The 12,707-nt window shown below is 64.1% G+C and carries 11 protein-coding genes; 4 read left to right on the forward strand and 7 right to left on the reverse strand.

All coding sequences use genetic code 11. The annotated features are described in order from the left end of the window. Positions 1-19 precede the first annotated feature (19 nt). The 4 genes from NO357_RS16045 (at position 20) to NO357_RS16060 (ending at position 3,688) form a co-directional block, all read left to right on the forward strand. The gene (locus tag NO357_RS16045) at positions 20-457 is read left to right on the forward strand and encodes a DUF6869 domain-containing protein (RefSeq protein WP_306736718.1); all 438 of its coding nucleotides are present in this window, start codon (positions 20-22) and stop codon (positions 455-457) included. A gap of 32 nt (positions 458-489) precedes the next feature. Beyond that, complete coding sequence (locus NO357_RS16050; RefSeq protein WP_306736719.1) at positions 490-1,464, forward strand: glycosyltransferase family 2 protein; 975 nt, start codon at positions 490-492, stop codon at positions 1,462-1,464. Between the two features lie 171 nt (positions 1,465-1,635). Then, complete coding sequence (locus NO357_RS16055) at positions 1,636-3,039, forward strand: DEAD/DEAH box helicase (protein ID WP_306736720.1); 1,404 nt, start codon at positions 1,636-1,638, stop codon at positions 3,037-3,039. An 88-nt stretch (positions 3,040-3,127) separates the two neighbouring features. Next, positions 3,128-3,688, forward strand: coding sequence for an HD domain-containing protein (locus tag NO357_RS16060; protein ID WP_306736721.1), 561 nt, complete (start codon positions 3,128-3,130; stop codon positions 3,686-3,688). Here NO357_RS16060 and NO357_RS16065 read toward each other — a convergent pair. The 7 genes from NO357_RS16065 to nuoL form a co-directional block, all read right to left on the reverse strand. Further along, positions 3,685-4,239: a DUF4166 domain-containing protein gene (locus tag NO357_RS16065; protein WP_306736722.1), complete on the reverse strand. Its 555-nt coding sequence runs from the start codon at positions 4,237-4,239 to the stop codon at positions 3,685-3,687. The two genes, NO357_RS16060 and NO357_RS16065, sit on opposite strands and share 4 nt — an antisense overlap. Continuing rightward, positions 4,236-5,906: a ribonuclease J gene (locus NO357_RS16070; RefSeq protein WP_306736723.1), complete on the reverse strand. Its 1,671-nt coding sequence runs from the start codon at positions 5,904-5,906 to the stop codon at positions 4,236-4,238. The genes NO357_RS16065 and NO357_RS16070 overlap by 4 nt, the downstream gene beginning before the upstream one ends. Then, positions 5,903-6,682 (reverse strand): type III pantothenate kinase, encoded by a 780-nt coding sequence (locus NO357_RS16075; protein WP_306736724.1) that lies wholly within the window; start codon positions 6,680-6,682, stop codon positions 5,903-5,905. Before NO357_RS16075 ends, NO357_RS16070 begins: the two co-directional genes overlap by 4 nt. Positions 6,683-6,694: 12 nt before the next feature. Beyond that, on the reverse strand, positions 6,695-7,438 hold the full coding sequence (locus tag NO357_RS16080) for a biotin--[acetyl-CoA-carboxylase] ligase (protein WP_306736725.1): 744 nt from the start codon (positions 7,436-7,438) through the stop codon (positions 6,695-6,697). Positions 7,439-7,543: 105 nt separating this feature from the next. Further along, positions 7,544-8,983 carry an NADH-quinone oxidoreductase subunit NuoN gene (nuoN, locus tag NO357_RS16085; protein WP_306736726.1) on the reverse strand — a complete coding sequence of 480 codons (1,440 nt, stop codon included), beginning with the start codon at positions 8,981-8,983 and terminating at the stop codon, positions 7,544-7,546. Between the two features lie 12 nt (positions 8,984-8,995). Next, positions 8,996-10,540: an NADH-quinone oxidoreductase subunit M gene (locus NO357_RS16090; RefSeq protein ID WP_306736727.1), complete on the reverse strand. Its 1,545-nt coding sequence runs from the start codon at positions 10,538-10,540 to the stop codon at positions 8,996-8,998. Then, the gene (nuoL, locus tag NO357_RS16095) at positions 10,540-12,699 is read right to left on the reverse strand and encodes an NADH-quinone oxidoreductase subunit L (protein ID WP_306736728.1); all 2,160 of its coding nucleotides are present in this window, start codon (positions 12,697-12,699) and stop codon (positions 10,540-10,542) included. The genes NO357_RS16090 and nuoL overlap by 1 nt, the downstream gene beginning before the upstream one ends. Positions 12,700-12,707: the final 8 nt, after the last annotated feature.

Consider the following 12,707-nt stretch of genomic DNA (forward strand, 5'->3'; position numbering starts at 1 on the left):
CCTTCTTTGCGATCCCGGCATGCCGCGCCCTTGCCAACGTGACGGTCAATTCTCGGCCGACCGCGTAGCCGCCGCCGTGCTGGCGCATTATGCTGCGGCGGAAGCCGATGAAGCCTACGCGTGGGCCTATTCGTGCCTGTCGTCACTGGAATATGACGACCCCGAGATGGCCTGGGACCTCACGTTGCGCATGATAAGGCTGGTTTCCACGACGCAGATCGCAGGCGTCGTCGCGGCAGGTAGCCTCGAACAGCTTTTGGCCGATCACCCTGACGCTTTCGTGCCACGTGCCGAGACGCTGGCGCGCACCTCCGCCCGATTTCGTTTCATGTTGTCAGGGGTCTGGCCACAAAAACGGCAGGACAGCCCGGGCTGGCAACGCATCCTCGCGGCTCGTGCGCCCGGCCCCGATATGGATGCAGGCGATCCTCTTCCCCCCAACGATCTGCCCGATTGACCAGCTCTCACCATCCGGCCAATATTCCTACAATGAGCAACCCGCCGAAATGGGGCATCGTCTCCACCATCAAGGCCCCCCTGCGCGATATCGCGACCTTTGCCGCCCATCACCTTGACCTCGGCGCGCATCGCTTGCTGATCTATCTCGACGACGCCAACCAAGACGCCGTCGACCGCCTGTCGCAGCACCCGAGGATCCACATCGAACTGGCCGACGAAGCCCACTGGCGCCGCCCCCGCCGCCCCACCAAGCATCAGGTCCGCCAGACCCAGAACGCGCGTCATGCCTATCGCCACAAGGCCGACGATCTCGACTGGCTGGCGCATATCGACGTCGACGAGTTTCTTTTGCCAGGCAATCCCTTAGAGGATCAACTTGAGGCCCTCTCCGCGGAGTGTACCTGTGCCCGCGTCCGCCCGATCGAGGCGCTGTCATCCGAAGGTGTCCGCGACATGCCGCCGGGCCAAACCTGCTTCAAGGCGATGGCTCGCGACCGCGCCACCCGCAACGCCCAGACCGGCGCGATCTATCCCACCTACGGCGCCCAGTTGAACGGCGGTTTCCTCAGCCATGTCGCGGGCAAGCTCTTCATCCGCACCGGGCTCGACGAGGTCGACGTCAGGATCCACAACGTGATCATCGGCGGCCAACAGAACCCCGGCCAGCAAGAGTTCGAGGCCACCGAGCTGTGCCACATGCATGCGCCTTCTCTCACCGACTGGCTGGCGCGCTTCCGCTACCGCCTTAAGAACGGCTCCTACCGCCCGGATCTCGCCCCCACCCGGACCCGCGAAAGCGGCGGGCTCACGATGCACGAGCTTTTTACCTTCATTCTCGAGCATGAGGGCGAGGCCGGCTTGCATGCCTTCTATGACGAGGTGTGCCGCGCCACCCCCGCGCTGCGCCGTAAACTGCAGGACCACGGGCTGTTGCGTTGCCACACACTTGATCTCGACGCGAAGCTAGCGAAACACTTTCCCGATCTAGCCCAGTTTTGTTTCTAGTTCGGCAACAAAGCGCGGCGAAAGCGCCCCCGTAACCTGTCTCCATTGACCATTCGCCAGAATTTCCCTAAACATCGCGCGCGGGTCAGAGATGTGGACAACCACGGGCCGTCCAGGCCGACCCACGACAGACGCTACGGGCCAAGACGTGTCCGTAAACCACGGATACAAATGACAAAATTTTCAGACCTGAAGCTCGATCCGAAGGTACTTAAGGCCGTCGAAGAGGCGGGCTACGAATCCCCGACACCAATCCAGGCCGGCGCCATTCCGCCGGCGCTCGAAGGCCGCGACGTGCTGGGTATCGCCCAGACTGGCACCGGCAAGACCGCCGGCTTCGTGCTGCCGATGATCACCATGCTGGCCCGCGGCCGGGCCCGCGCCCGCATGCCCCGCAGCCTGGTGCTCTGCCCGACGCGCGAACTGGCGGCCCAGGTGGCCGAAAACTTCGACACCTATGCCAAGAACGTCAAGCTGACCAAGGCGCTGCTGATTGGCGGCGTCAGCTTCAAGGAACAGGACGCGCTGATCGACAAGGGCGTTGACGTTCTGATCGCCACGCCGGGTCGCCTGCTCGACCATTTCGAACGTGGCAAGCTGCTACTCACCGGCGTGCAGGTCATGGTGGTGGACGAAGCCGACCGGATGCTCGACATGGGCTTCATCCCCGATATCGAACGCATCTTCTCGCTCACGCCCTTCACCCGCCAGACGCTGTTCTTCTCGGCCACCATGGCGCCCGAGATCGAGCGTATCACCAACACCTTCCTGTCGAACCCCGCCCGCATCGAGGTCGCCCGCCAGGCCACGGCCTCCGAGACCATCGAACAGGGCGTGGTGATGTTCAAACCCTCGCGCCGCGACCGCGCCGACAGCGAGAAACGCAAGCTCTTGCGCGCGCTGATCGATGCCGAGGGGGACAAGCTGACCAATGCCATCATCTTCTGCAACCGCAAGACCGATGTCGATATCGTCGCAAAATCCTTGAAGAAATACGGCTACGACGCGGCGCCTATCCACGGCGATCTCGACCAGTCGCAGCGCACGCGCACGCTGGATGGCTTCCGCAATGGCGAGCTCAAACTGCTGATCGCCTCCGACGTGGCGGCGCGCGGGCTCGACGTACCGGCGGTCAGCCATGTCTTCAACTTCGACGTTCCCGGCCACGCCGAGGATTACGTGCACCGCATCGGCCGAACCGGCCGCGCAGGGCGCGCGGGCAAGGCGATCACCTTGTGCTCGACCCGCGACGAGAAAAACCTCGACGATGTCGAACGCCTGATCGACAAACAGATCCCCCGGCTCGACAACCCGCTGGCAGGGGCCCAGCCGGAGAAGGTCGAAGACCGCTCCGACGACCAGCCCAAGCGCAGCCGCAGCCGCAAGCCCAAGCCCGACGAAACCCCGCGCGAGGCCCGTGCGGACGACAAACCGCGCAAGGACGACACTGCCCGCGAGGAGCCCCGCAGCCGCTCGCAGCGCGGCAAAAAGGATGCCGACAACAACATCGTCGGCATGGGCGACCACCTGCCCGGCTTCATCGCCAAGAGCTTCGACGAACGCCGCGCCGGTTGACGCGGCTCCGACAAGACCCCATATGCAAGACGTAGAAGCCACCGCCACGGTGGCTCTACGGCTTTTCCCTGAAAATCGAGAGGCATCCATGCTGACACATCGTTTCGACGATGCGCTTGCCTGTGCCGCGGCCTGGCACCGCACACAAACCCGCAAGGGCACGTCCATCCCCTATCTCTCGCATCTCATGGCGGTCTCCGCCCTGGTGCTGGAACATGGCGGCGACGAAAATACGGCCATCGCCGGGCTGTTACACGACGCGATCGAGGACGCCGGCCAGAGCCGCGAAACTCTGAGTGACCGCTTCGGCCCCGACGTCGCCGCCATCGTTGCTGAATGCAGCGATTCTGACGGCACCGCGCCCAAACCCGCCTGGGACACACGCAAACATGCCTATCTGGCAAATCTGCCGCAGAAATCAGCCAAAGCGATCCTCGTCACCACCTGCGACAAGCTGCACAACGCGACCGCCATCGCCGAGGACCTCCGCCGCCACGGCCCCGCGGTCTTCGACCGCTTCACCGCCGGCCGCGACGGCACGCTCTGGTATTATCGGTCGCTGGCCGACAGCCTCGCCCGGCTTGCCCGGCCAGACCTCGGCAGGCGCCTTGCCCGCGCCGTGGCCGAGATGGAGCACCTCGCCGCCTAGTTCCGCACCTCGGCCGGCGGGACCGGGTGAACCACGCCATGATAGTGGATCAGCCGCCCGATCAGCGGAAAATCCGCGTGCGAGTAGAACTCGAAACCGCCATCAACCGCCTCGGTCTCCCAGGTTTCGATCCTCGGCCCCAGAAAACGCGGCAGCGGCACCGGCCCCAGCGACCAACGCCGGAACACCCAGTGCATCCTCCCGCCCTCGGCTTGCAGGTGAAAGCCGAAGCGAAAAGGTGGAAACCGCTCGTCCAGCACGCCATCGGGCGCAGCGGAAAAGCTCGACGAAAACCGCCGCGCCGCGAAGCGCCGGCACCAACGGTCGCGGCCGTTTTCCTGGCTGAGCCAAATTTCGACATCCAGCTCGGCGCCGGTTTCGGGAAAGCCGAACACCCGCCGGATCAGCCGCGCCAGCGCGTGATCGCTCCCGCCTGAAAAGGCGGTGCCGCGGTAATGGTCATGGGCAGGCTCATGAAACCTCTGCACTGCCCCGGGCAGATCGTCATACCGTGGCCCCAGAAGGTCGCGGAAGACGTTCAAAGCACTCACGCCAACCGGGACGTGATCACCGTCACCTCCGGGCGCTTACCGATCTCGTCCTGGCTGACCCTGCGCACGATACGCTTGAGCTCGGTCTCCAGTTTGTCGTCATCGGCCAGCGTCTTCTCGCTCGCCCGCCCAAGGAACTGCCCAAGATCGGCCTCGAGGATTTCAACCAGCGGCGTCCGGCTCCGCCCGGTTTCCGCCAGACCCATCGACTCGCACCAGGGATCACCCAGTGGCTCGTCGTGCTCGTCCAGAATCAGCGTCACCACCACATGACCATTGAGTGCCATGCGGATCCGATCCCGCACGATCCCGTCCAGCGCCCCGATCTGCACCGAACCGTCGAGATAGGTCCGCCCGGTCTCGATATACTCGGCCACACTCGGCGCGTTGCCGCTAAGGTCGATCATCATGCCATTGACCGCCACGATCCCCTGGCGGCGCTGCTCTTTGGCCAGTTTCACGTGCTCGCGCAGGTGCCGGTGTTCGCCATGCATCGGGATCACCATCTGCGGATCGACGAGGTTGTGCATCGTCAAGAGGTCCGGCCGGTTGGCATGGCCCGAGACGTGGTAGAAGCCGGCGTGTTCGTCCACCACGTCGACACCCATCTCCGAGAACTGGTTCATGATCCGGATGACGCCGCGCTCGTTGCCGGGGATGGTTTTCGAGGAGAACAGGAACATGTCGCCCTCCTTCATCTCCAGCCCGTTGTATTTGCCGCGCGCCAGTTGGGCGCTGGCCGCCCGGCGCTCGCCCTGGCTGCCGGTCACCAGCAGCATCAGGTTTTCGCGCGGCAGGCTCTGGGCATCCTCCGGGCTGATCACCCGCGGAAAACCGGTCAACACCCCGGTTTCGACCCCTGCCTCGATCATCCGGCGCATTGCCCGGCCCAGCAGACAGATCGAGCGCCCGGCCCGCTCCGCCGCTTCGGCCAGCGTCTTCAGCCGTGCCACGTTCGACGCAAATGTCGTTGCCACCACCATGCCCTTGGCCCGGGCGAACAGCTCTTCGATCTGCGGCTCCAGTTCGGCCTCTGACCGGCCTTGGCTTCGGGAAAACACGTTGGTTGAATCGCACATCAGCGCTTTCACGCCCGGCTTGGCGATCTCGCGCCAGACGTCTTCGTCGAACGGCTCGCCCACCACCGGCGTATGATCGATCTTGAAATCACCGGAATGCACCACCCGGCCTCCGGGCGTATCGATCACCAGCCCGGCACTTTCCGGAATCGAATGCGACACCGGCACGTAGCCGATGGAAAACGGTCCGGCCTGCACCACCTCCGGCCAGGGCGACACCGTCTTGACCTTGCGCGGGTCCAGCCCGGACTCCTCCATTTTTTCGCGCGCCAGATGCGCGGTGAAGGCGCGGGCATAGACCGGTGCGTCCTTCACCAGCTCGGGAAAGCGGCCCACCGCGCCGATGTGATCCTCATGCGCATGGGTGATGAAGATCGCCTCCAGCCGGTCGCGGTTTTCAATGAGCCAGCTCATGTCCGGCATGATCAGGTCGACCCCGGGGCTGCCATCCATGTCCGGAAAGGTCACGCCAAGGTCGACCAGGATCAGCCGTTCCTTGTCCGGCTCGCCCCAGCCATAGACATAGGCGTTCATGCCGATCTCCCCCGCGCCGCCGAGGGGGAGGTAAATCATTCGCTTGCTGCTCATAAGTTGCCGATATCCTTGTTGTATTGGTGGATCACGGTCAGCCCGTGCATCGTCAGGTCTTCCTCGAAGGCATCGAACAACGCCTCGCTCTGCTGGAACAGCGGCGCCAGCCCGCCGGTGGCGATCACCTGCATGTCGCGCTCGCGCTCGGCCTTGATCCGGGCGCAGATTTCCTTGACCAGCCCGACATAGCCCCAGAACACGCCCGACTGGATGCAGGCCACGGTGTTGGTGCCGATCACCCTCTGCGGCTTGGTGATGTCGACATGCGGCAGCGCCGCGGCGGCCATGTGCAGCGCCTCCAGGCTCAGGTTCACCCCCGGCGCGATCACCCCGCCGATATAGGCGCCGTCCTTCGACACCACGTCGAAGGTGGTGGCGGTGCCGAAATCGACCACGATGATATCACCGCCATGCCGGTCGAAGGCCGACACCGCATTGACCAGCCGGTCGGGCCCGACCTGCGTGCCCTCGTCCACCCGCGGCGGGTGCGGCAGCGCGCATTCCGGCTTGCCCACCACCAGGGCGCGGGCGTTGAAGAACCGGTCGGCAAAGACCCGCAGATTCCACACCACCCGCGGCACGGTCGATGAAATGATCACCTCGGTGATATCGGTCTCGATCCCGTAATGTTTGATCAGGGTCGAAAACCAGGTGAAATAGGCATCCGCCGTGCGCGCATGGTGGGTCGAGGTCCGGAGCGTGCAAAGAAACCTCTCACCATCCCAGATCGAAAACACCGTGTTCGTATTACCGCAATCGATGCACAGCAGCATGGGGCCGCTCCTTCAGAAAAACACCTCCGCCGCGGCGATTGCCCGGCGGCCTTTCGGGGTGGATAGAACAAGATTGCCCTGCTCGTCCACCGTCTCGAAGACGCCGCGGCAGTCCTCGCGGGCGGTGCGCGCGACGATCTCTTCCCCCAGCCGCGCCGCGCGCGCCAGCCAGGCCTCGCGGATCGGCGCAAAGCCGTAATCGCGGAACACCTGCTCGCGCCTGGCCCAGGCCGGTGCCAATACGTCAAGGAAAGCCTCGGGCGTGACCGTCACGCCGGTTTCCCCGGCCAGCGACACCGGCGCCACCGCGCCGTCATCCACCGCCGGCGGCACGTTCACCAGGTTCACACCGATGCCGATGGCGACATGGGTGATCCGCCCGCCCTGCCCGCTCGATTCCAGCAGGATCCCGGCCAGCTTGCCACCGTTCAGCAGCACGTCATTGGGCCATTTCAGCGCATACCCCTCGGCCCGGCCCGTCACCGCGACGCAGGCATCGAAAAGCGCCAGCGCCGCGACGAAGGACCTCAGCGCCACCTGATCCGGCGGTGCGTCGGGCCGCATCACCAGCGTTGCCGCGAAATTCCCCTCGGGGTCGCGCCAGGCCCGTCCGCGCCGCCCGCGCCCCGCCGTCTGCCGCAGTCCCAGAATCCATTCCGGCCCGGCCAGCCCCGGCCCGATCCGCGCCGCTTCGGCCATGGTGCTGTCGACCTCCGCCAGCACCCGGCGGCCATATCCCTGCGGCCAGTCGCTCACGCGCACCCCCCCCTGCTTCATCTTGCTGAAAATACTCAAATCCAGGCCGCTCCAAATGCGAAACGCCCGCCGGTAAAGCGGGCGTTTGCCATTCGCCTAACAAGATCAGTTCACCAGCGCCGCCGCCGCCGCCTGCGCCAGGCCTTCGATGCCGAAAAGATTGACCACGCCGAACAGCATCACCGCCGCGCTGGCCATCAGGAACCCGGCCGGCACCGAGGCCCGGCTGCGGTCGAGGCCCTCGCCCTCCTCGCCGAAATACATGAAATAGACGATCCGGAGGTAGTAGAAGGCGCCGATCACGCTGGCGATCACGCCGGCCACCGCCAGCCAGGCGAGACCGGCTTCGTAAGCCGCACGCAGCACGTAGAGCTTGCCGAAAAAGCCGACCAGCGGCGGAACGCCGGCAAGGCTGAACAACAGGATCAACATCGCCAGCGCCTTGCCCGGGGCCCGGGTGGCATATTGATTCAACGCCGAGATATCCGTCACCGGCTGACCATCGCGCTCCATCGTCAGGATGAAGCCGAAGGTGCCGACATTCATGGTCACATAGATCGCCATGTAGACCAGCATCGCCTGCACGCCAAAGGCCGTGCCGGCAGCCAGACCCATCAACGCATAGCCCATATGGGCAATCGACGAATAGGCCATCAGCCGTTTGATGTTGGTCTGACCGATCGCCGCCACGGCGCCCAGGAACATGCTCAGCAGCGACAGCAGCGCCAGCACCTGGCTCCAGTCGGCGCTGACACCGCCGAAGGCGTCATGCAGCACGCGGGCGAACAGCCCCATCGCCGCCATCTTCGGGGCGGTGGCGAAAAACGCCGTCACCGGCGTCGGCGAGCCTTCATAGACATCCGGTGTCCACATGTGGAACGGCACCGCCGAAACCTTGAAGGCCAGCCCCGACATCACGAAGATCAGGCCCAGCAGCAGCCCGATCGGTGCCTGGCCCTCACCGGCCGCGGCGATGATGCCGGTGAAAAGCGTGGTCCCGGCATAGCCATAGACAAGCGACGCCCCATACAGCAGCAGTCCCGAGGAAAGTGCGCCGAGCACGAAATACTTGAGCCCGGCTTCCGTCGACCGCACGCTGTCGCGCCGCATCGCGGCGACCACGTAAAGCGCGAGGCTCTGCAGCTCGAGCCCCATGTAAAGCGCCATCAGGTCGCCGGCCGAAACCATCATCATCATACCGACGGCCGACAGCGCCACCAGGATCGGGTATTCGAACCGCAGCATGTCGCGCCGCGCCATGAACTCCTGGCCCATCACAAGTACCGCACCGGCGCTGAGCAGAATGGTGATCTTGGCAAACCGGGCGAAACCGTCGTCGATGAACATGCCGCCGAAAGCGGTGCGACTGCCCTCGCCGGTGATCCCGATCCAGGCCGCCAGTACCGCCATAAGGCCGGCGGTCAACCACAGGATCGGCGCGGCCAGCTTGTCCTTGCCGGCATACACCGCAAAGATCAGCGCCGCCATCGCGAAGAGTGCAAGCACGAGCTCGGGCAGGATAAGTGTCAGATCAGCCTGGATCATCGTTTCTCTCCGTCAGTGCGACGCCGCGACCTTGGCGGATGCGCCAGCATCCACCAGGGCGGTTTCATAATTGCCGATCAGCGCCTCGACCGAGGGGCCGATGATGTCCGTGACCAGCGCCGGGTAAACGCCGAGGATCAGCGTCATCGCCACCAGCGGCGCGAAGATCGCCTTTTCACGTCCGGTCATGTCTTCGATGGTCTTCAGGCTTTCCTTGATCAGCGCACCGAAGGCGACCCGGCGGTAAAGCCACAGCGCATAGGCCGCGCTCAGGATCACGCCCGAGGTGGCAAACAGCGCCACCCAGGTGTTGACCTGGAAGATCCCCATCAGCGTCAGGAATTCGCCGATGAACCCGGAGGTGCCCGGCAGGCCGACATTGGCCATGGTGAAGAACATGAAGATCAGCGCATAGGCCGGCATCCGGTTCACCAGCCCGCCATAGGCGTCGATCTCGCGGGTGTGCATCCGGTCATAGATCACCCCGACGCAGAGGAACAGCGCCCCCGAGATGAAGCCGTGCGACAGCATCTGGAAGATCGCGCCGTCGATGCCCTGCTGGTTCGCGGCGAAAATGCCCATGGTCACGTATCCCATGTGGGCAACCGAGGAATAGGCGATCAGCTTCTTCATGTCCTCCTGCACCATCGCCACCAGCGAGGTATAGACGATGGCGATGGCGCTCATCCAGAACACCAGCGGCGCCAACAGGTCACTGGCCACCGGGAACATCGGCAGGCTGAAGCGCAGGAAGCCATAGCCGCCCATCTTCAACAGGATCGCCGCCAGCACCACCGACCCGGCGGTCGGCGCCTGCACGTGGGCATCAGGCAGCCAGGTATGCACCGGCCACATCGGCATTTTCACGGCAAACGAGGCAAAGAAGGCCAGGAACAGCAGCGTCTGCATCCCGCCGACGATCTGGATCCCGGCCAGCGAGAACGTCTCCGAGCCGAACTGGTGATTGAGCAACTGCACCATGTCGGTGGTGCCGGCATCGGAAAACATCCCCACCATCGCCACCAGCATCAGCACCGAGCCGAGGAAAGTGTAGAGGAAGAACTTGAAGCTGGCATAAATCCGTTCCTTGCCGCCCCAGATGCCGATGATCAGGAACATCGGAATGAGCCCGGCTTCGAAGAACAGGTAAAAGAGCACCAGGTCGAGCGCCATGAACACGCCCAGCATCAGCGTTTCCAGCACCAGGAAAGCGATCATGTATTCCTTGACCCGGGTGGTGACGCCCCAGCTGGCATAGATGGTCAGCGGCATGATGAAGGTGGTCAGCATCACGAACAGCACACTGATGCCGTCGACGCCCATCTTGTATTGCAGCCCCAGCAGCCACGCGCGCTCTTCCACCATCTGGAAACCGGTGTCGGCGGGGTCGAACTGCGCCAGGATGAACAGCGACACCAGGAAGGTCAGTGCGGTCGCCAGCAGCGCCACCCACTTGGCGTTCATCTGCGCCGCCTCGTCCTCGCCGCGCAGGAACACCGCCAGGATCAGCGCCGCCAGCGCCGGGATGAAGGTGACAATGGAAAGAAGGTTGTCCATCAGTGCGCCCCCCCGGAGATCACCATCCAGCTGACCAGGATCACGATCCCGATCACCATGGCGAAGGCATAGGTAAAGATGTAGCCCGACTGGGCCTTGCCGGCGAGGCGGGTGAGATAGGGGATGGCCCCCATGGCCACGCCGTTGATCGTGCCGTCGATGACGGTGCCATCGCCGCGTTTCCAGAAGAACCGGCCCACGGCCTTGGCGGACCGTACGAAGATCAGGTCGTAGAGCTCGTCGAAATACCACTTGTTCAGCAGGAACTGGTAGAGCGGCCGCTGGCTCTCGGCGAGACGCTTCGGCATCGCCGGATCAAGGATGTAGAACCAGAAGGCCACGACGAAGCCGATCAGCATTGCCACGAACGGGCTGACCTTGACCCATTTCGGGGCATGGTGTGCCTCGTCCATCACGTGGTTGTCGGGCGCCATGAAGATCGCCCCCTGCGGCGCAGCGCCAGCATGGGCATCCTGCGCCATCGCATTGGCGTCCGCCGCCGGCGTGGCGGCAACGCCATGGTCGTCTGTCGCCGCCGCGTGGCTCTCCGTCGTCGCTGCCGCTTGGCTGTCGGTTGCCGCATGATCGCCCGCCTTGTCCTCGCCGTGATCCGCGGCTTCGGCATGATGCGCCGGGATGCCGAAGAAGGCGTTGACCTGTTCGTGCTTACCGAAGAACGAGCCGTACCAGATCATGCCGGCAAAGACCGCGCCCAGCGCCAGAACCCCCAGCGGGATCGTCATCACCGCCGGGCTTTCATGGGCATGCTCGTGGGCGTGCTTGTCGCCGCGCGGCTTGCCAAAAAAGGTCATGAACATCAGCCGCCAGGAATAGAAGCTGGTGAACAGCGCCGCGATCACCAGCGCCCAGAAGGCGAACCCGCCATCGGTGCCGGCAAAGGCGCTCTCGACGATCGCGTCCTTCGACAGGAACCCGGCAAACCCGATCGTGGTCAGCGGTATGCCCACGCCGGTAATCGCCAGCGTCCCGATCATCATCGCCCAGAAGGTCAGCGGGATCTTTTTCCGCAGCCCGCCATAATTGCGCATGTCCTGCTCATGGTGCATCGCATGGATCACCGAACCGGCGCCCAGGAACAGCATCGCCTTGAAGAACGCGTGGGTGAACAGGTGGAACATCGCCACCGAGTACACGCCCACACCCGCGGCCACGAACATGTAACCCAGCTGCGAACAGGTCGAATAGGCGATCACCCGCTTGATGTCGTTCTGCACCAGGCCAACGGTGGCGGCGAAAAACGCCGTCAGCGCCCCGATATAGACGATGAACATCTTGGCTTCGGGCGCATATTCGATCAGCGGCGACATCCGGCAGACCAGGAACACGCCCGCCGTCACCATGGTGGCGGCGTGGATCAAGGCCGAAACCGGCGTCGGGCCTTCCATCGCGTCCGGCAGCCAGGTGTGCAGGAACAACTGTGCCGACTTGCCCATGGCGCCGACGAACAGCAGGAAGGCCAGCAGGTTGGCAGCGTTCCACTCGGTCCACAGGAAGCTCAGCTGGGTTTCTGCCAGCGCCGGCGCGGCGGCGAAAACGTCGTCCATCTGGATCGAGTCGACCAGGAAGAACAGCCCGAAGATACCCAGCGCGAAGCCGAAATCACCGACCCGGTTGACCACGAAAGCCTTGATCGCGGCGGCGTTGGCGCTGGGTTTCTTGTAATAGAAGCCGATCAGCAGGTACGAGGCGACGCCGACGCCCTCCCAGCCGAAAAACATCTGCACCAGGTTGTCGGCCGTGACCAACGCCAGCATGGCGAAGGTGAAGAAGCTCAGGTAGGCAAAGAACCGCGCCTTGTAGCTCTCGCCTTCGCTCCAGTTCTCGTCATGGCCCATGTAGCCGATGGAATAGAGGTGGACGAGCGCCGACACGGTGGTGACCACGATCAGCATGATCGCCGTCAGCCGGTCCACCCGGATACCCCAGCTGGTGTCGAGCGTACCGGACTGCACCCAGCGGAAGATCTCGATATGCTGCGTCGTCCCGTCATGGCCGAGGAACACGATCCACGACAGAATGCAGATCAGGAACAGCACGCCGGTGGTCAGCCACATCGCCGCCGTCTCGCCGATCAGCCGCCAACCGAACCCCGCGATGACCGAGGCAAAAAGCGGCGCCAGAAGAATGATGGTTTCCATGACTGCCC

This window comes from Marimonas arenosa (assembly GCF_030848945.1).
In the GTDB taxonomy this organism is placed as follows: Bacteria; Pseudomonadota; Alphaproteobacteria; order Rhodobacterales; family Rhodobacteraceae; genus Marimonas; species Marimonas arenosa.